The organism is Tangfeifania diversioriginum (assembly GCF_900141875.1).
Classification (GTDB): Bacteria; Bacteroidota; Bacteroidia; order Bacteroidales; family Prolixibacteraceae; genus Tangfeifania; species Tangfeifania diversioriginum.
Genome location: NZ_FQZE01000002.1, coordinates 50,193 through 71,092, shown reverse-complemented (window position 1 = coordinate 71,092; position 20,900 = coordinate 50,193). Strand labels below are relative to the sequence as shown.

Below are 20,900 nucleotides of genomic sequence, written 5' to 3'. Positions count from 1 at the left end.
AAATTCACGAATCAAATTTTCACCCCTTCTTCACTAAGGGTGTTTTTCAATAAAATTTTATTTTTTTCAATGAATCAATATAAAAAAAGGGGGTTTGTTAAAAAATAATAAACAAAATATGACATTTGCCCTTATTTTTTAACCTCACATCATAAAAAAAACATATTTTTGAAGTGAAATAAAAAATTAAAAAACATCAGTTATGGCACATTTCAGATTAAAAGCACTTGAAGAGGTACTAAACAGAAAACCCGAAGAGTTTACCCGGGAGAAAAACCTTGTATCTGACTTTTACGGCAAGTTGGCATTCGACAAACCAAAAATGAAAAAATACCTCTCGAAGGCAGCTTTCAATGCCGTAATGGAAGCAATTGAGAAAGGCACAACCATCGACCGAAAAATGGCCGACCAGGTTGCACAGGGCATGAAATCGTGGGCGCTCGAAAATGGCGCAACACATTACACACACTGGTTTCAGCCACTTACCGACACCACTGCCGAAAAACACGATGCGTTTATAGTTCACGGTGACGAAGGAAGGGTTATTGAAGCTTTTTCAGGAAAATTACTGGCCCAGCAAGAACCTGATGCGTCGTCGTTCCCCAGCGGAGGGATCCGCCAAACGTTTGAAGCCCGGGGCTACACAGCCTGGGACCCTTCATCTCCGGCATTTATCAGCGAAACCACGCTTACTATTCCCACCATATTTATATCCTACACCGGCGATGCCCTCGACTACAAAACACCGCTGTTGCGCGCCCTTCACCAGGTTGATAAAGCTGCAACAGCCGTTTGCCAGTATTTCGATAAAAATGTAACTTCTGTAAAAGCCAACTTAGGCTGGGAGCAGGAATACTTTTTAATTGATGAAGCGCTTTTTAAAGCCCGCCCCGATCTGGTACTTACCGGCCGCACATTAACCGGGCACGCGTCGTCGAAAGATCAGCAGCTGGACGACCACTATTTTTCATCTATCCCAACCCGGGCGAACCGTTTTATGCAGGATGTGGAAAATGAAGCCTACAAACTGGGAATTCCTGTAAAAACACGCCATAACGAGGTAGCTCCCAATCAGTTTGAGCTGGCACCCATTTTTGAGGAAGCCAACCTGGCCAACGATCACAACCAGTTGATTATGGATATCATGCAAAAAATTGCCCGCCGCCATAAATTCCGCATTCTTTATCACGAAAAACCTTTTGCCGGAATAAATGGTTCAGGCAAACACAACAACTGGTCGCTTTCAACCAATACCGGTGTAAATTTGTACTCACCGGGAAAGAACCCAAAATCCAACCTGTTGTTCCTGACCTTTGTGGTCAATACCCTGAAAGCAGTTTACGACAACCAGGATCTTTTGCGGGCAAGTATTTTAACGGCTTCCAACCAACACCGGCTGGGAGCAAATGAAGCACCTCCTGCTATCCTTTCGGTATTTTTGGGTAGCGAGGTTTCAAAAATGCTCGATTTAATGGAAGAATCGGTAGTTGACCGTAAAATGACACCGGAAGAAAAAACGGCACTCAAACTGAACATCGGTCGCATCCCGGAAATTATCCTCGACAATACCGATCGCAACCGCACTTCTCCTTTTGCATTCACCGGGAACCGCTTCGAATTCCGTGCAGTTGGCTCCTCGGCCAACAACGCTTCGGCACTAATTGTGCTCAACTCAGTAGTGGCACACCAGCTGAATAAGTTCAAAGAAAAAGTGGATGCCATTATTGCAAAAGATGTGAAAAAAGACGAAGCCATTTTCCAGGTACTGAAGGAACTGATTATCAATTCAAAACCTATCCGGTTTAACGGTGATGGCTACAGTGAAGAGTGGGTAAAAGAAGCGAAAAAACGCGGACTCACCAATATACGCAATGTGCCGGAGTCGCTTTCGGCCTACCTTCGTCCCGAAAACAAAAGGTTGTTTGAAGGCCTTGGCATTTTTAACGAACCCGAACTGCATGGCCGCGTCGAAGTGGAGTACGAAAAATTCATCATGAAAGTCCAAATTGAGGCACGCGTGCTTGGAGACCTTGCTATTAATCACATTGTACCAACAGCAGTTCAGTACCAAACCATGCTGCTTGAAAACGTGCTACGCCAAAAAGAGCTGTTTTCAGAAGAAGAATTTGAGCAGCTCGCAGGTGCTCGCAAAGATTTGATAAAAGAAGTGGGCGGTCATATTTCAGCCATAAAATCAAAACGGCACGACATGATTGAGGCACGCAAAAAAGCAAATGTTATTGAAGATACCGTTAAAAAGGCAGAAGCATATGACAAAAAAGTCAAGCCTTTTCTCGATGACATCCGTTACCACATCGACAAGCTGGAACTGATTGTTGACAATGAACTTTGGCCACTGCCCAAGTACAGAGAGCTTTTATTCGTCAGATAATTTTTTTTGGTTTAGCAGCATTAAAAAGAGGCTCAGAATAGAGCCTCTTTTTTTTTGGGAAAAAATCTACACTTTATAATTAATCAACCAAACAGCCGTTATTTTTGTAGCTGTTAAAAAAATTAATTTACTTTTACCTTTTTGGAAAGTAGTGTTGGGTATGAATAGAGTTTTCAGGTTCGTTTTATATTTCATCGTATTAATTACCTTAGCCTCATGCAGTGCAGGCAAATTAGGCCGGGACGCCCTGCTCTCGCACGAAATCGGAGAGTATTACAATGCCATTGAAAAATACAGAAAAGCAAGCCGGAAAGAGAAGGACCGCGACAAAAGGCGGGAATATGCCTTTTCCATTGCCGAATGCTACCGCTACATTGGCGATTACGAAATGGCTGCACTGTATTACCGAAATGCCATCCGCCGCGGATACTCCAATCCCATAGCCCTTTTTTACCATGCCGAAATGCTGAGGGCATCACAAGACTACGAACAGGCTATTGAAAACTACCGCATGTATCTCGATACCATTCCCGGCGACGAAAGAGCACAAGCCGGACTTGAAGCCATTCGGAAAACCCAGGAGTGGGTGGCCAATCCAACCCGCCACATCATCAATCCCATAAAAGAAATCAATTCGCGTGAAAGCGATTTCTCCCCTGTATTTGTTGGCGGACGCGACAATGAGGTGATTTTTACATCGACCCGAAAAGCTGCTACCGGCAAAAAAGAAAGCATGATTACCGGCCAGGATTATGCCGATCTGTTCAAATCGACTTTTAGCATCCAGCGGCAAAAATGGGAAACACCACAACTGCTTGATGAAAACCTGGTAGTAAACACGGGCGACGAGGAGGGAGCAGCCACTTTATCTTCAACCGGTGAGCAGATGATTTTTACCCGTTCCCGCTACGATAAAAACCAGTCGCTGGGAACAGAGCTTTATTCCGCATCACAATCGCGCGGCACCTGGTCCGACCCCATAAAAATCCAGCTTGTGGGCGACAGTATTATCGCAGCCCATCCTGCCCTGAGCCCCGATGGCTCGGTGCTTTATTTTGTTTCGGATATGCCGGGAGGCGAAGGCGGAAAAGATATTTGGAAAGCTGAAAAAGATGGCGGAACTTTTGTCAATCCCGAAAACCTTGGGGAAACAATCAACACCCCCGGCGACGAGATGTTCCCTTTTGTAAGAGACAACGGGGAGCTGTACTTTTCGTCGAACTACCATATTGGAATGGGCGGGCTCGATATTTTTGTGGCCCGCGAAGATGAAGACGGAAACTGGACCATTGAAAATATGGGCTACCCGGTAAATTCCCCGTCTGATGACCTCGGGATCGCATTTGTTGAAGGCGAGAACAAAGGCATGTTCACATCGAACCGAAAAGGATCGCGTGGCGATGATTTATATGAATTTATGGTACCGCCCAAAATTTACCGGGTTGAAGGTGAAGTTTACGACAAAGAAACGAGGGAGAAGATTGACGGTGCCACCGTGCGGATTATCGGCACCGACGGCACAAATATGCGCATGCGCACCCAGGATGGAAAATTCCAGATGAAACTTCAACCCGAAACCGAATATGTTTTCGCGGCTTTTAAGGAAGGTTATTTGCGCGACAAGGCAACTGCAAACACTATTGGACTGGAAGACAGCAAAGACTTCAGGTTTGAACTGTTTCTGACATCAACCGACGACCCCATAAAAATTGAAAACATCAATTATGAATTTGGCAGCTGGGAATTACTGCCGGAATCAGAAGCCGAACTTGATACTTTAATAAGGGTGTTGGTACTCAATCCAACCATTACCATTGAAATTATGTCGCACACCGACCATGTGGGCAGCGATGAATTTAATTTCGATCTTTCGCAGAAAAGGGCACAAAGCGTGGTGGATTATTTAATTGAAAAAGGAATTAACCCGCAGCGCCTGGTGGCCAAAGGCTATGGTGAAACCTGGCCTAAAACGGTAACCCGCCGGCTGGCCAGTCAGCACGATTTCTTAAACCGAAACGATGAACTGACCGAGGAATTTATAATGGAACTCAGCGAGGAGCAGCAGGAAATTGCCCGTGCCATTAACCGGCGCACCGAATTCCAGGTACTCTCAACCGATTTTATCGAAAGGTTCGATGCCGAGCCGGAAGAATAAATTATTAAAAAAAAGCCACTTGAACGTGTTATCGCTCAAATGGCTTTTCCAAAATAAAAATGAATACTATTTTTTACTCCTCGCCGCCGTTGTTTCCTTGCGGCAGCAAGGGCAGGAATATTTTATTTGCTGGTGTCTTCAGGTGCAGTTGTCGGGAAATTAGGTACTTGCGTTGGATCAACAGCATTTTGAATCTGATCCTGTACCCTCGATTGTTGTTCGGTTACCTGTTCGCGTGGAATAAAAGCCGACCCTAAAACAGCCAAAACTACTAATGAAACAGCCAGCACCCATGTTGCTTTTTCAAGAAAATCGGTGGTTTTGCGAACACCCATTACCTGGTTCGACGACTGGAAGTTGCTGGCCAAACCGCCACCTTTTGAGTTCTGTACCAATACAATAAGAATTAATAAGATACAGACGATGAATATTAAAACGGTTATTAATGTGTACATTTCGTTTCGATTAAATGTTTTTTAATTTTTCTATTTCTTCAATTCGGGTTGCAAAGTAAACACTTTTTTCCGGATATTTCAAGCTTAATTTTCTAAATGCATCCAATGCTTTATCGTATTTTTTTTGTTCGAAGTATATCATTGCCAGGGTCTCGGTAATCAGTTCGTCAGATTCGGAAACTGACTTTTCCATTATTTCATTCTCATCCTCTTCCGGCGTTTCATTTGTGTTTTCACTATCCATCCTGATAGGGGCTGGTTCTGATGAAAGAAATTTATCAATTAACGAACCGCCTTTTTCACTATCAATAGCTTCCCCTTCCGGTTGATTTTTGTTCGTTAGCCCTGCCTGTTCAAAATAGTAAGCGGAAATCTGATTCCTATCATCAGAATATAAAAACCGGTGCAGTTTTTTACGATCGGGAACAGCAACAGCCGCCTTTTTCAGGGCGGCTCCAAAACCGGAATGCCCTGTAAGTTTTAAGTTTTTCAAATAGAGCATCCAGGCCACCTGAAAATACGGGTACTTTTCGGTAAATTTCTCCAGTTCAGGCAATGTTTCCTCGCTGAGCAATCCGGGGTTTTCCACCAGTTTATAAAATTCTTCGTATTGCATTTTACCAGTTGGCAATTGTGGCGTTAAAAATATCTTCGTTCAATTTTTTTATTATTTCAGGAACCAGTCCGTCTTCAACAGCGCTTAACGAGCTGTTGCTGTCGAAATCTTCGTAGGCCGAAAAGGTTTGTTCCAGGTTTTGTTCCGGATCTTTGTTGTTTGTGTATTTCAAACTAACCGTTATTGTAAGCCGGTTAAGGGCAGCCTGGTCTTCTTTTTGAATAGCCATTGGGCGCACTTCGTAGCCGGTAATCTGCCCTTCAAAAATCAGGTCGCCGTTTTCTTCCAGTTCGTTGAGAGAAGTTTGCCGCTGCAGTTTTTCACGCAGTGCCTCGGTGAAATTCTGACTCAGGTTTGGATTAACCAAACGCGAACGGTTGGGGAAATAGTAAACCGAAAAAGTTTTTACATCGGGCGAAATATTGGCCCCGGTAAAAGAGTAGGAAACTTTACACGAATGCATAATTCCGCCTGCAAGCAAAATTATTCCTGTGAGTATTAAAAATCTTTTTAGCATCAATTAATTGTTAATGTCGTATTCTTTAATTTTCCGGTAAAGTGTGCGTTCGGAAATTCCCAGCTCGCGGGCGGCATATTTCCTTTTGCCATTGTGTTTCTCCAGTGCCTTTTTAATCAGTTCAATCTCTTTTTCTTCAAGTGACAGCGATTCTTCCACAATTTCTTCGGTGTCCTGAATATTATTTTTATCGAGATGGTTTATCTGCAACGGTTTTGAAGCGTGCTCTCTTTGGGGCAGGTTATCCTCTCCGTCGTCGTATAAATTCTGAATTATGCGTGCCTGATCTCCCGAAATTGGCGATTCCTTGTTTTCCATCAGGTCGAGTACCAGCTTTTTTAAATCGTTCATGTCGCGCTTCATATCAAAAAGCACTTTGTACAATATTTCCCTTTCGCTGGCATACGAAGCTTCTTCTTTTTTCGAAAAAAGAGCAGGCAGCCTGCTCGATGACGAATCGGGCAGGTATTTGCGAAGTACATCCGCTGTAACATCGCGATTTTCCTCAATAATCGAAATTTGTTCGGTAATATTTTTCAACTGCCTGACGTTACCTGGCCAGCGGTAATTAATGAGCGCAATACGGGCTTCTTCATCGAGCCGGACCGGGGGCATGCGGTATTTCTCAGCAAAATCGCGAGCAAATTTCCGGAACAAAAGGTAAATATCGTCGGGGCGCTGACGCAGGGGCAAAATATTTATAGGTACAGTATTTAAACGGTAATACAAATCTTCCCTGAATTTTCCTTCCTCAATGGCTTTGGGAATATCTACATTGGTGGCGGCAATTACCCGCACATCCGATTTTATCATTTTTGAAGACCCCACTTTTATGAACTCGCCGGTTTCGAGTACACGAAGCAGCCTCACCTGTGTTGAAAGGGGGAGTTCGCCTATTTCATCGAGAAAAATGGTTCCACCGTCAGCCTCCTGAAAGTAACCTTTCCGGTCAGACAAAGCTCCGGTAAACGCCCCTTTCTCGTGGCCGAAGAGTTCAGAATCGATAGTTCCTTCGGGAATAGCACCACAGTTTACGGCGATGTATTTTCCGTGCTTACGGCTCGAAAACTGATGAATAATCTGCGGGAACATTTCCTTACCCGTACCGCTTTCGCCGCTAATCAACACCGAAAGGTCGGTTGGAGCTACCTGCACGGCAACTTCAATTGCACGGTTTAAATCGGGTGAATTCCCAATAATTTCAAACCGCTGTTTTATTCCCTGAATACCCATATTCGTATTGTCCATTTACTCAATTTTATCAATTTATGTTCACTTTTTTGCCTGATGTCCCGGAAAATTTTCCTGAGGGAGTTTGTTTTTAAAATGATTCACGTGAACTAAAATTTTATTTAAAACTTTTGCAGCTACAAATTTACAATTTTTCGCTGTTAATGACGGGCATTCAAATTTAATTAACCTTTTTTTGCGGTTCAGGTTTAAAATTCAGGTTACCTAAACTTAACCAATACCATCTTTTTGAATAGCTATTCAGAATTCAAACTCATTTTATAACTATCTTTATGCTTGCAAAAAAGAAAAAGTTGAAAACAAATGAAATTCATAACCATCATACCAGCCCGTTTCCAATCAACTCGTTTCCCCGGAAAACCGCTGGCCATTCTAAATAATAAACCCGTAATTCAGTGGGTTTACGAAAACGCTGCCAAAGCGCTCGACGAGGTGTGGGCCGCAACCGATGACGACCGGATTTTCAAAGCGGTTCAGGATTTTGGGGGCAAAGCAATTAAAACATCAAAAAACCACCGCAGCGGAACCGACCGTTGCGCTGAAGCTGCCCGCATTCTGTCAGAAAAAATTGACTTTGATGTGGTTATAAACATCCAGGGCGATGAACCTTTTGTAACTGCAAAGCAAATTGAGCAACTCGCCTCATGTTTTAACAACGACACAGAAATTGCCACGCTCATCAAAAAAATTGAAACAACTGACGAACTTTTCAATCCCAACCGCCCCAAAGTGGTCATCGACAAAGAAGAAAACGCGATGTACTTCAGCCGCTCGCCCATCCCTTTTGTGCGGGGAGAAAAAGAAAACGACTGGTTAATCGCCGGCACATTCTGGGCGCATGTTGGCATGTATGCCTATCGTAAAAATGTTTTGCAGGAAATCACCCGTCTTTCGCCCGGAAAACTCGAGCGCATGGAAGCGCTGGAACAACTCAGATGGCTCGAAAACGGACTGAAAATAAAAACCGCCGTTACCGAACACCAAAGCATTGGGATTGATACACCTGAAGATTTGGAAAATGCAGTGCAACTTTTAAAAGAGAAATTCGTCTAATGAAAGAAAGGCATACTATTTGCATTTAAAAACAAGGAATTAAAAATGAAATTGCCATGAAAAAAATTATACTTTTCTTCATCATATTTACTTTTCACATTGCAGGGAGCCACACACTTCGGGCAAACATGCCATTTGAAAACAACCTGCTTACACAGCAGGAACAACCCAAAGATACCTATCAGCTTAAAATTTACCCCAATCCCTGCAAAACCGGACAGGTTACGCTTGAGATGAACGATCAGGAAATTGACGAAGTGCGGTTGATAAACATTGCCGGGGAAAAAGTTTTGCAGAAAAGAATGGAATTTGGAACCAACAGGTACCAGCTGAAACTTGAAAATGTACCCAACGGAATTTATTTCATGCGGGTAAAAACAACTGATAACAAAACAGTTGTAAAAAAGCTTGTGGTTTCGTCCCGTTAAATTCATTTCGAAAAAAAACAAAGTTTTCATTCCCCCCACCAATAAAACCCCTCATTTTTTATAATTTTCGCCCCTCATTTAAAATGACTTATAATGGTAAAGTATTTACTTTCAGGAATTGCCCTCCTCATAGCATTTAATGCCCGCCCGCAACAAAACATCAGCGATGCGCGCAATTCGGTTGGCGAAAATGTAACTGTTAGCGGAATTGTTACAAACGGCGGCGAGTTGGGAAGAATTCGATATTTACAAGATGAAACAGCAGGAATTGCAGCTTATGGCAACACCGTTTCAAGTCTGCAACGGGGCGACTCCGTTACCATTAGCGGCACAGTAAAGGATTACCGCAACCTGCTGGAAATTGATCCCGTCAGCTCGGTTACTGTCCACTCTTCGGGAAACCAGTTACCTGCTCCAAAAATAATTTCCATTGAACAAATTGGGGAAGAATACGAAGGGCAACTCGTGCAAATCAACGATGTGGAATTTGCCACCCCCACCGGCTCATTCGAGGGCGACGCCAACTACAACCTGACCGATGGTGAAAACACTTTCGAAATAAGAATTAACCGGAATGCTGAAGCTATTATCGATGAACAAATTCCCACCGGAACACTGAATTTGATTGGACTTTGTTCTCAGTTTTCCTACAACCAAAACGATATAACCACTGGCTATCAGCTGCTCCCGCGAGACATAAACGATTTTGTACTCACAAGTGCCGTCAATATTATTTCGCCGGTTACTGTTGAAAATATTTCGAAAAGTGGATTTACCCTGACATGGCGCACTGATGCGGAAGCTACCGCCGAAGTAATGTACGGCACCACGCCTAACTCAAGCGACTGGAATGACATTACCACGGGCACAACAACAGCTTCAAACGGAGAATTTATTCAGGAGGTTAATATCACTGGACGGGAAGCCGGCTCCGTGATTTATGCCCAACCCTACTCATACGCCTCTTCCGATACAGCATTTGCACCACTGGCGACTTATGCCACCGAATCGAATTCAACAGGAGATATGAAAATCTATTTCAACAGCGATGTGGACACCACATATTCTGTTTACACCCCGGCGCAAAACATTGGCGGGGCGCTCGACGATACCCTCGTTGCCTACATCGACCGTGCTGAAGAATCCATCGATTTCGCCATTTACAGTTTCAGCAATATTTCCTCGGCAAGTGTTCCCAATGCACTTAACAGAGCTAAAGACAGAGGACTCCGGGTAAGGGTAATTTCCTGTGGGACCAAACAAAACCAGGGGTTGTACTACCTCGACCAGGACATTCCAGTGCTTGTTGCCCCCAATGAAAATGAACGCGATGGTATTATGCACAATAAATTTGCAGCCATCGATGCAGAATCATCCAATCCGGACAAGCCCATTGTGTGGACAGGCTCCACCAACATTTCTTATAACCAGGTAGTTTCGGATGCCAACAACATGATCTTCATACAAGACCAGACATTGGCCAGGGCCTATAAAATTGAATTTGAAGAGATGTGGGGTAGTAATACTGCGCAACCCAACGAGAATTATTCCAGGTTCGGTGCCGACAAAACCGACAATACGCCCCACGAGTTTATCATTGGCGGCAACCGGGTTGAAAGCTATTTCAGCCCGTCGGACGGCACCAACCAGCAACTGGTAAATGTCATCCACTCGGCAGATAACAACCTGAATGTAGGCACCATGCTCATTACCCGCACCGACCTGGCACTGGCCATAAGCGAAGCCAAAGCAAGAGGTGTGGCAGCGAATGTACTAACCGAAGGCGATGCCAATACCGGAACAGTAAACTCCATTTTAAGCGATGCCCTGGGGAATAATTCATACGTGTTCGATAATGTGACATACGGAATTTTACACCATAAATATGCAGTAGTTGATAACAACAAACCCACATTTGATCCACTGGTAGTTACCGGCAGCCACAACTGGAGCAATTCGGCCAACGAGATTAACGACGAAAACACACTGATAATCCATAACGAAGATATTGCCAATCAGTATTACCAGAATTTCGCTGCACGATTTACAGCCAACAACGGCATGCTTGCAACAAATACCCCCCTTGTTAAAAACCAACAGGAAACATACTTCTATCCTAATCCGGCCAGGAATAAAATAAAAGTAGTGGCTCCCGATGAAATTTCACGAATTAAAATTTTTAACCTTTCCGGAATCAAAATCCTGGAAACTGAAAGCGACAACTCCAATTCCTTTGATGTCAGCATTAGTCACCTGGAACCAGGCCTTTACTTTATAAAAGTCAGCACAAATTCCGGGAAAGAATCCGCTCATAAAATTACGGTTATAAGATAATACAGGCATCGGACTATTTTGCATACTTCTCTCCCCCTTCCGAAACTTAACAGTTTGCCGGTTATAATTACTGTACAATTTTTCAATGCGTAAAAATTTATCTCAATTATTAAAAATTGAATGACTATTTAATCTAAATTTAAAACTATTCTAAAACATATATAGAATAAACATTCAATTAATTTTAACTTAAAACCCAACATAAAACACACAAATAAAAAGCTTTAATTCAATATTTTAAAAACAAATTAGAATTAAAATTTAATTATTGAAAACTTAAAAATTTAATATTAAAATTTCATTTAAAACACCACAACTTCCAACAATAATTTTTATAAACATTCCTTTTTCATATATTTGCGGTCAATTCTCACAAATAAAAAGTATCGTCCCATGAGTAAACATGTAAACCATCTTTTCTATAACGGGAAACGCCAAAAGGCCACTTCAGGCAGAACATTTTCAAACATAAATCCTGCAACCAACAGGGAGATAAACAAAATCCAGGTGGCATCGGAAAGAGATGTTGAAAATGCCATTGAATCTGCCAAAAAAGGTTTTGAAGTGTGGTCGAAAATGTCGGGCACCGAACGGGGGAGAATCCTCAAAAAAGCAGCCGACCTTTTAAGAGAACGCAACGATGAGCTTGCCGCAATTGAAGTGACCGATACCGGCAAACCCATTTCGGAAGCCATTGAAGTGGACGTTGTAACAGGTGCCGATGCCATTGAATATTATGCCGGCATTGCACCATCCATTCACGGAGAACATTACGACCTGGGGGGAGCATTTTCGTACACCCGCCGCGAGCCACTTGGAGTGGTGGCCGGAATTGGTGCCTGGAATTACCCCATCCAGATTGCATGCTGGAAATCGGCTCCTGCGCTCGCAACAGGGAATGTCATGATTTTCAAACCTGCCGAATTAACGCCGTTAACAGCCGTTTATCTGGCAGAAATTTATAAAGAAGCCGGCATCCCCGACGGTGTATTTAATGTGGTCCAGGGCGATGCAGAAGTAGGGAAAATGCTTACCGCACATCCAGACATCCGGAAAATCTCGCTCACCGGCGAAGTGGAAACCGGGAAAAAAGTGATGGCTGCCTCTGCAGATACACTCAAGCACGTTACGCTGGAACTGGGTGGAAAATCACCATTGATTATTTGTGAAGATGCCGATCTGGACGAAGCCGTTCAGGGCGCCATGATGGCCAATTTTTACACACAGGGTGAAATTTGCTCCAACGGCACCCGTGTTTATGTTGCAGAAACAATAAAGGATAAATTCCTTGAAAAACTGAAGGCAAAAACCCGGAAAATGATTATTGGCGACCCATCAGAAATGGAAACACAAGTGGGAGCCTTAATCAGCAAAGCGCATTACGAAAAAGTGATGGGGTACATTGAAATTGGAAGACAAGAAGGAGCAAAACTGCACCTTGGAGGCAATCGTTTCCAGCAACACAAAAATACCGAACTGAATGATGGTTTCTTTGTGGAACCCACCATTTTTGAAACCGATAATGAAAACGCCCGGATTGTAAAAGAAGAAATCTTCGGGCCTGTAATGACTGTTCTTCCTTTTAAAACAGAAGAAGAAGCCATTGAAAAAGCCAACAACACCATTTACGGATTGGCTGCAGGTGTTTTCACCAACGATTTACAACGGGCCCACCGGATGGTAAACCAGCTTGAAGCCGGGATGGTTTGGGTAAACAACTACAATGTGAACCCGGTGGAAGTTCCTTTTGGCCCCTACAAACAATCAGGAATGGGTAAAGAAAACGGACTGGAAACCATCGGAGCTTACACACAGCTTAAAACGGTTTATATTGAAATGAATAAAATTGATTCACCTTACAGATAATATTTTTCTTTTATGAATTATAATTACATTATTATTGGAGGCGGCACTGCCGGAGCCGTACTCGCAAACCGGCTCAGCGCCGACCCCGCAAATAAAGTATTGGTTTTGGAAGCAGGAAGGCCCGATTACAAGTTAGACTTCAGAATTCACATGCCTGCTGCATTGAGCTTTTTGCTGAACGGCACCTTTTACAACTGGGCATACGAATCGGATCCGGAACCGCACATGAATAACCGGAAAATTGCACAGCCACGCGGAAAATTGCTGGGCGGGTCAAGCAGTATCAACGGAATGATTTGGATTCGCGGAAACGCAGAAGATTACGATAAGTGGGGCCGCGAAAAGGGGCTCGAAAACTGGGATCATGCGCATTGCCTGCCCTACTACAGACGGCTGGAGGGACGTTTGGCCAAGGCAGACAAATACCACGGCGACAAAGGCCCTATGAAACTTTCGATCCCGGAAAATAAAAACCCGCTTTTCAAAGCCTTTTTCAATTCTGTTCAGGAAGCCGGCTACCCGTTAACCGACGATGTAAACGGCGAACAGCAGGAAGGCTTTGGTAAATTTGACCAAACCATTTACCGTGCCCGCCGCATGAGCGCTGCCCGTGCCTACATTCACCCTGTAAAAGACAGAGAAAATCTCACCATCCTCACCGGGGCAATGGTGCACAAAATTCTTTTTGAAGGGAAAAAAGCGGTTGGCGTAGAGTTTAAACACAAAGGAAAAATTAAAAAAGTTTACGGTGGCGAGATGATCAGCTGCGGCGGAGCTATTAACTCTCCCACCCTGCTGCAATTGTCGGGTATTGGAAATGCCGACGAGTTAAAAAAGGCAGGAATCGATCCGGTACACCACCTGCCCGGTGTTGGTGAAAACCTGCAGGATCACCTGGAGGTTTACGTGCAGTGGCGGTGCAAAAAACCCGTCAGCGAATACCCGTCGCTTAATCCGTGGAGAGCACCGTTTATTGGATTCAACTGGCTTTTCAGAAGAAAAGGGCCGGGTGCTACCAACCATTTTGAAGCCGGCGGATTTATCAAAAGTCACGACGACAAAAAATACCCGAATCTTCAGTTTCATTTCCTCCCCCTCGCTATCAGGTACGACGGAACAGTGCCAACAAAAGGCCACGGATTTCAGCTTCATGTTGGCCCAATGAATACGGATGTGCGGGGCCACGTGAAGATAAAATCGGCCAATCCGTATGAATATCCGAGCATCCTGTTTAATTATCTTTCAACACCCGACGAACGTCGCAACTGGATAGCAGCCGTGAGAAAAAGCCGGCAGCTGATTGAGACCAAAGCAATGGAAGAATTGCGGGGAGAAGAACTGGAACCCGGAAAAGGTGTGCAAACCGATGAAGAAATTCTGAAGTGGGTTGCTCATGAAGGCGAAAGTGCATACCACCCAAGTTGCACCTGCAAAATGGGTTACGACGACATGGCAGTTGTTGACAACCAGCTGCGGGTCCATGGCGTTGAAAACCTCCGTGTTGTAGATGCCTCGGTAATGCCATACATCACCAACGGAAACATTTATGCCCCGGTTTTAATGATAGCCGAAAAAGCGGCTGATCTCATCGCCGGAAAAAAACCATTGAAACCAGAAAATTAAATTATTCATCTGAAACATTTTACATGAATTCAGGATACGCTCTTTTAAAAAATCTGAAACCAACTCTTATTTTAATTGCAGCATTAGCTGTAACAGGGATAATTCTCTATTATTTTACCGATTCCAATGTATTTTGGCCGGGCTACATTTCCATGATTGTGTTTTATGCCATCATCTTTTTCATGGGAACCTACGCCGGCAATTTAAAAAAAGAAAGCTCGGTTGCCGAAGTGATGCTGGCCGGACGAAATATCCCACTTTGGATAGCAATCTTTACCATGAGTGCAACCTGGGTGGGCGGCGGTTATATTAACGGGGCAGCCGAATACACGCACGATTCCAATTACGGGTTAATGTGGGTGCAGGCACCCTGGGGCTACAGTTTAAGCCTAATTATCGGCGGGCTGTTTTTTGCACGCAAAATGCGCACCTACAGGTTTAAAACCATGCTCGACCCGCTGGCACAGCGTTTTGGGACCAAAATGTCGGCAGTACTTTTTCTTCCGGCGCTACTGGGCGAAATATTCTGGACGGCTGCCATCCTCACTGCCCTGGGGGCAACATTTGCCACCATCCTGGGACTCGACATCCAAACGGCCATCATTCTTTCCTCACTCATTGCCATTGCATACACCGCAGTGGGCGGATTGTGGGCTGTGGCATTAACCGATGTAATTCAGTTATTCTTCCTCCTGGTAGGGCTTGTAATTGTTATTCCGTTTGCCCTTAAAGGTGTTGGCGGATGGGACAATGCATGGTCAATTTATCAGGAAAAGATGGGCGATTTTGCGTCTGTGCTTCCATCACGTGAAGCGCTCGGCAACTATTACCCCAACTGGTGGGACAATATGCTTCTCCTTGTTTTTGGCGGCATTCCCTGGCAGGTTTACTTTCAGCGTGTCCTCTCCTCAAAAAACCCTAAAACAGCGGTGAGGTTATCTGTTATTGCAGGATTTGTTTGTTTTGCGGCAGCCATCCCTGCTGTTATGATTGGGGTAATCGGCACTGCTGTTCCATCATGGGAAGCCCTGGGGGCGGAAAGTGCACCCTCCGAGTCGGCATTGATTTTACCCTACGTAATTCGCTATTTAACACCGGGCGTTCTTGCCACAGTTGGATTGGGCGCCATTGCAGCTGCCGTAATGTCATCTGTCGATTCATCCATTCTTTCGGCTTCATCAATGGCAAGCTGGAACATTTACCGTCCGCTTATTAAACCCAACATCAACAACAAAAGCCTGACGAAAGTGATCAAGAAAAGCATTTGGATAATTGGAATAACCGCAACCATTTTGGCGTTGAAAATCAAAAGCGTTTATGCCTTGTGGTTTCTGTGCAGCGACTTTGTTTACACGCTGCTGTTCCCGCAGCTGGTAACAGCGCTGTTCGACAAAAAAGCCAACGCCATTGGCTCCCTTGCCGGTTTTGCTGTGGCATTTATTTTACGAATGGGTGGAGGTGATCCTACGCTCGGAATTCCGATTATCATTAAATATCCAATGATTCAGGATGGATTGGTGTTGTTCCCCTTCAGGACACTCGCTATGGCAAGCGGATTGATAACCATAATTGTAGTATCGCGACTGACACAGAAAGTTTCACCGCCAATGGCACTGAGGAAGGAATAAATACAGATAATATTTTTTCAGAAAAAGCTCGAAATTAGGTATTGGATGCCCCCTGGACCGGTAAAATTCAAGGGTCAGTCGGCTAATTTCAGCATGCGCTTAACAAATTGCTTATATACTGCTGCTTTCCGATCACGCTCTTCCTGATCGGAAAGCATACCGAGTGAAAAGTAGGCACCGTCAACCATTGAAAAAATAACCTCAGCGGTTTCTTCCAGGTTATCAATTTCTATAATGTTTTTATTTTGAGCCTCTTCAAGCGATTGCCTGAATTTCACAAGCAATGAATCGTGTAAAAGTTTATATTTTTCTTTTACCGGCGGATTCCGGTAAATCATTGCATAACAGCTGTAAAACACACCATCGTCAAACAACCGGTGCCAGCTGCGCGAAAACAGATGATCAATCAGTGCCAGCAGCTTATCTTTGGAGTCGATGCCGCCGTCCAACTTGTAAATTTCCAGATAGCGCTTTAATATAAAATCAACAAGCGAATTAATAAGTTCCCTGCGTGTTTTGAAATAGTGGATAATCAAACTGGGATTAACTTTCAAACACTCGGCAACTTTTGCAATTGAGGCATTTTTTAAGCCTTCTTTTTTTGCTACTTTGTAAAAGGCAATTACAATTTCTTTTTGCCTTGTTTCTTTTAAACTTTTCCGTCCCACAGCATTAATGATTCCGGAGATTTATAATTAATTGACGAATATAAAAATTTTAATTCACTTTTTTTTGAATAATTGACAAATCTTTTTAATTGTTCATTTTCAGTCCTTTCTGCATGTTACAAATAAGCAAATTACAGCCATCCAGAAATTAAACTTTTTTGCATGGCAACTCCTGCAGACCCAAAAGACAATAATATCTTATTATGCTTATCTTCATTTTGACTTTTTTACTTCAATATAAGACACTTCCAACCATTGAACCATATCTCGAATTTTTAAATTATGATAAATTGGGGAAATATAAGTTTTACGCTGCACATAAGCAAATGTTCAACTAAAAGTATATATTAATTGTTTGTATAATTAATTAATCAAACAATAATATAACTCATTAATATTTAAATTATTTGTATATCACTATATTATTTTATTTATTTGAATGTTTATTCAATCTTTTACAAAAATGTTACAATGTTTTAATCTGTTTTTAATCAAAAACGGTGTTAATTAAAACAATTTTATCAGTGAATATTAAATCCAAAATTTACTCTATGAAAATCATTTACAAGTTTAAAAAGAACCCGAAAAAAGCGAACAGCTTAACAATTGCAATGTTGTTTTTAGCCTTGTTTCTCCCATTGTATTCGATGGCCCAGGAAATTGAGGTTAAGGGCAAAGTAAGTTCGGCAAGCGATGGCGCTGCCCTTCCCGGAGTATCGATTGTTGTAAAAGGTACTTCTCACGGTACCGTAACCAATGTTGATGGGGAATATGTACTAAGTGCTCCTTCCGATGGCACACTGGTTTACTCATTTATCGGTATGCAGGAACAGGAAATTCCGGTAAATGGCCGTACGGAAATCAATGTATCCCTGGAGCAGGAATTGACGGACATTGGAGAAGTAGTAGTAGTTGGATATGGCACCCAGAAAAAGGTAAATTTATCTGGCGCTGTTGATGCTATCGACTCCAAAGAGCTGGAAAGCCGGCCTATTGTTAACATCGCACAAGGATTGCAAGGAGTTGCTCCCAACCTCAACATCGATTTTGTGAGCGGAGAACCCGGACAGGCTGCGCGAATCAACATCAGGGGGATGACTTCGATTAACGGGGGCGAACCGTTAATTCTTATCGATGGCGTTCCGGCCGATGCATGGGAACTCAACCGGCTGACCCCGGAAGATGTGGCAGATATTTCGGTATTGAAAGATGCCTCTTCGGCTGCTATTTACGGTGCCCGGGCGGCTTTTGGGGTAGTACTCATCACCACAAAATCGGGTACCGAGGAGGGCGTTAACATCAGCTACAACAACAACCTTTCGTGGTCGAAACCTACCATTCTGCCCGACAAAACAAGCGACCCTTATATATATTTGCGTCTGCAGGATTTGTCAACCGACAACACACCATGGAATAATTTTAATCCCACCGACGAAACCTACGCATGGGCAAAAGATCGCTCCGAAAATCCTGAAGGAACTGAAGGCGTTCGGGTTAATCCGCGCGACGAAACTTCGTGGGAATATATGGGAAACCGCGACTGGACACCCTATTTCCTGAGTGATTACACATTCTCGCAAAAACACAACATCCAAATGGATGGTAAAACTGAAAAAGTTCGCTTCTATTTATCGGGTGCTTTCGATAATGAAAACGGAGCGTTGGCAATTGCAGAAGATCTGTTTAACAGGTACAGCCTCCGGAGTAAAGTAGATTACGACCCGTTTAAATGGCTAACTATCGGGAATAACACCCTTTTTACGATGACTGAGCGAAATGAACCCTCCTACCTCGATATCTGGGATTTGTATAATATTGCACCCACTGCCTGGGATAAAAACCCCGATGGCTCATGGGCCAATTCAGAAGTAGGAACTGAAGCCGCGCAGCTTACCGAAGGTGGTGACGTGGACAACCGCTACAACAGTACGCAATCAACCTTCACTGCCGAAGCCCGTTTTTTTGAAGGCACTTTAAAAATTAACTCCGATTACACCATCCGGAAAGGAAACAGCAATTACGGCTGGTTCTATTCAAAATACAATATTGGGTACGGGCCCGAGGATATCAGGGAAGAAGGGACCAACGAAGCATACCGGAGTGCCACTTTCGACACCTACAATGTATTTAATATTTACAGTACATTCAACAAAGAATTTGGCGACCATAATGTTACCGCACTTTTAGGTTTTAACCAGGAAAACAACCGCTCAGAGTGGTTCGAAGCACGGCGCGACAATGTAATTTCAGGTTCGCTGCCCACCATTGCCCTGGCCACCGGCGAAGACTATGTGGACGAAAGCATTACCCACTGGGCTATCCGCGGTGCTTTCTACCGGTTGAATTATATTCTAAAAGAAAGATACATCGTTGAGTTTAACGGGCGCTATGATGGTTCGTCAAGATTCCCGAAAGAAACACGTTTCGGCTTTTTTCCTTCGGCATCGCTTGCCTGGAAGGTCGATCGCGAAAGTTTCATGGAACCCCTGAAACCGGTAATCAGCACACTCAAATTCAGAGGTTCTTACGGAACACTCGGTAATCAACTTGTATATGACGAAAATGGTGATCCGGTTTATTACGGGTATATACCCACGATGAATCCATCTGAAGCAAATTATATTGTTGGTGGAGAACTACCTCAAAGGGTATCATCACCACAACTCGTTTCCGACAATTACACCTGGGAAACCGTTCAAACCACCAACTTCGGTATCGACCTGGGAATGTTTGATGACCGCATATCTGCCACTTTCGATATTTACCAGCGTAACACCACCGGCATGTTAACCCAGGGAAAAGATTTGCCCGATGTGCTGGGAGCGGCCGAACCCAATGAAAATGCTGCCGACCTCCAAACCAACGGCTGGGAATTGACACTTTCTTATAAAAACAGTTTTAACCTGGCAGGCGAACTTTTCAATTTTAATACACGGTTTATTTTATCCGACAGCCGCGCGTGGATTACCGACTTCGACAACCCCAACAAAAACCTGAGTCAGTACTATATTGGCAGGGAATTTGGCGAATTGTGGGGGCTCGAAAGCGATGGTTTCTTTGAAACAGAAGAAGAAATTCAGGCACTGGATGAAACCCAGCTCATTCCCTGGGGAGCACTTTCAATTGTTCCCGGGTGGCCAAAATACATCGACCAGGACGGCAACGGCATCATTGAAAAAGGATATACCGTTGATGACCCGAAAGATGCTGTGATTATTGGGAATACCTCTCCCCGCTTCCGTTTCGGGTTAAACCTGAACTTCGACTGGAACGGGTTCGACGTACGAACTTTCGTGCAGGGAATTGGCAAAAAAGATTACTACCCGCGCCACTATTTGTACTGGGGCTTTTACCAGCAGCCTTACGAAGGTGGGTACAGCCATCTCTTCGATTTTTATCGCCCGGCAGACGACAGCGAGGTGGACATGGCCAAACATTCGCAAGCCTATATTGATGCAGGACTTGCCCACCAAAACCTGGATGCCAAATACCCCATTTTCCAGTCGTGGCTTGCCGACCGCAACCTGGGAGAAGGACTGAACGACTCTAAAGGAATGGCTACACCACAAACCCGATACCTGCTGAGTGCCGCCTACATCCGGATAAAAAACATCACTGTTGGCTATACTCTGCCCAGAGAATTAACACAGAAATGGAATATGAGCAGGGTCCGTTTCTTCGTTAGCGGCGAAAACATTGCCGAGTGGTCCGAAGTAGCTGATTATTTCGATCCGGAAGCCGTTACCGACGATGGGCACGGAGCTGCTTATCCTTTCCAGAGAAGGTATTCATTTGGTGTAAATATTGATTTTTAACGAATTAAAAAAAATGGATGATGAAATATTGCAGAAAAAATAAATCGAATAAATCATGCTCGTTAAATTTTTCACCAATAATAACAAACAATTTTAATA

Annotated in this window: 14 protein-coding genes; 9 read left to right on the top strand and 5 right to left on the bottom strand. The window is 43.8% G+C overall.

From position 1 onward, the window contains the following. The first annotated feature begins 202 nt into the window (after positions 1–202). Together BUC07_RS01525 and porE are read left to right on the top strand one after the other, a co-directional pair. Positions 203–2,392 carry a glutamine synthetase III family protein gene (locus tag BUC07_RS01525; protein WP_073164526.1) on the top strand — a complete coding sequence of 730 codons (2,190 nt, stop codon included), beginning with the start codon at positions 203–205 and terminating at the stop codon, positions 2,390–2,392. Between the two features lie 160 nt (positions 2,393–2,552). Continuing rightward, entirely contained in the window at positions 2,553–4,547 is a 1,995-nt protein-coding gene (gene porE / locus BUC07_RS01520; RefSeq protein WP_073164523.1) for a PorE family type IX secretion system protein, read from the top strand. A gap of 122 nt (positions 4,548–4,669) precedes the next feature. On the opposite strand, the gene secG is transcribed toward porE, so the two are convergent. The 4 genes from secG to BUC07_RS01500 are packed head-to-tail and all read right to left on the bottom strand — an operon-like array spanning position 4,670 to position 7,383. Beyond that, positions 4,670–5,002 (bottom strand): preprotein translocase subunit SecG, encoded by a 333-nt coding sequence (gene secG, locus BUC07_RS01515; RefSeq protein WP_073164520.1) that lies wholly within the window; start codon positions 5,000–5,002, stop codon positions 4,670–4,672. Between the two features lie 10 nt (positions 5,003–5,012). Continuing rightward, on the bottom strand, positions 5,013–5,618 hold the full coding sequence (locus BUC07_RS01510) for a tetratricopeptide repeat protein (RefSeq protein WP_073164517.1): 606 nt from the start codon (positions 5,616–5,618) through the stop codon (positions 5,013–5,015). 1 nt (position 5,619) lies between these two features. Then, a complete protein-coding gene (locus tag BUC07_RS01505; protein ID WP_073164982.1) occupies positions 5,620–6,135 on the bottom strand; it encodes an LptE family protein in 516 nt (171 codons plus the stop codon). A gap of 3 nt (positions 6,136–6,138) precedes the next feature. Then, positions 6,139–7,383 (bottom strand): sigma-54 interaction domain-containing protein, encoded by a 1,245-nt coding sequence (locus tag BUC07_RS01500; protein WP_245792604.1) that lies wholly within the window; start codon positions 7,381–7,383, stop codon positions 6,139–6,141. A 306-nt stretch (positions 7,384–7,689) separates the two neighbouring features. Here BUC07_RS01500 and kdsB point away from each other — a divergent pair, with 306 nt between their 5' ends. From kdsB to BUC07_RS01470, 6 genes are all read left to right on the top strand, one after another. Next, the gene (gene kdsB, locus BUC07_RS01495) at positions 7,690–8,439 is read left to right on the top strand and encodes a 3-deoxy-manno-octulosonate cytidylyltransferase (protein ID WP_073164511.1); all 750 of its coding nucleotides are present in this window, start codon (positions 7,690–7,692) and stop codon (positions 8,437–8,439) included. Between the two features lie 56 nt (positions 8,440–8,495). Then, a complete protein-coding gene (locus BUC07_RS01490) occupies positions 8,496–8,867 on the top strand; it encodes a T9SS type A sorting domain-containing protein (RefSeq protein ID WP_073164509.1) in 372 nt (123 codons plus the stop codon). Positions 8,868–8,960: 93 nt separating this feature from the next. Then, positions 8,961–11,201, top strand: a complete 2,241-nt coding sequence (locus BUC07_RS01485) for a phospholipase D-like domain-containing protein (protein ID WP_073164506.1) — start codon at positions 8,961–8,963, stop codon at positions 11,199–11,201. A 393-nt stretch (positions 11,202–11,594) separates the two neighbouring features. Next, positions 11,595–13,067, top strand: coding sequence for a betaine-aldehyde dehydrogenase (gene betB / locus BUC07_RS01480; RefSeq protein WP_073164503.1), 1,473 nt, complete (start codon positions 11,595–11,597; stop codon positions 13,065–13,067). A gap of 12 nt (positions 13,068–13,079) precedes the next feature. Further along, positions 13,080–14,690: a choline dehydrogenase gene (betA, locus tag BUC07_RS01475; protein ID WP_073164500.1), complete on the top strand. Its 1,611-nt coding sequence runs from the start codon at positions 13,080–13,082 to the stop codon at positions 14,688–14,690. 23 nt (positions 14,691–14,713) lie between these two features. Further along, entirely contained in the window at positions 14,714–16,318 is a 1,605-nt protein-coding gene (locus BUC07_RS01470; protein ID WP_073164497.1) for a high affinity choline transporter 1, read from the top strand. A gap of 74 nt (positions 16,319–16,392) precedes the next feature. On the opposite strand, the gene BUC07_RS01465 is transcribed toward BUC07_RS01470, so the two are convergent. Then, on the bottom strand, positions 16,393–16,986 hold the full coding sequence (locus BUC07_RS01465; RefSeq protein WP_073164494.1) for a TetR family transcriptional regulator C-terminal domain-containing protein: 594 nt from the start codon (positions 16,984–16,986) through the stop codon (positions 16,393–16,395). A 551-nt stretch (positions 16,987–17,537) separates the two neighbouring features. Between BUC07_RS01465 and BUC07_RS01460 the strand changes: the two genes are divergently transcribed. Beyond that, entirely contained in the window at positions 17,538–20,801 is a 3,264-nt protein-coding gene (locus BUC07_RS01460; protein WP_083578038.1) for a SusC/RagA family TonB-linked outer membrane protein, read from the top strand. Positions 20,802–20,900: the final 99 nt, after the last annotated feature.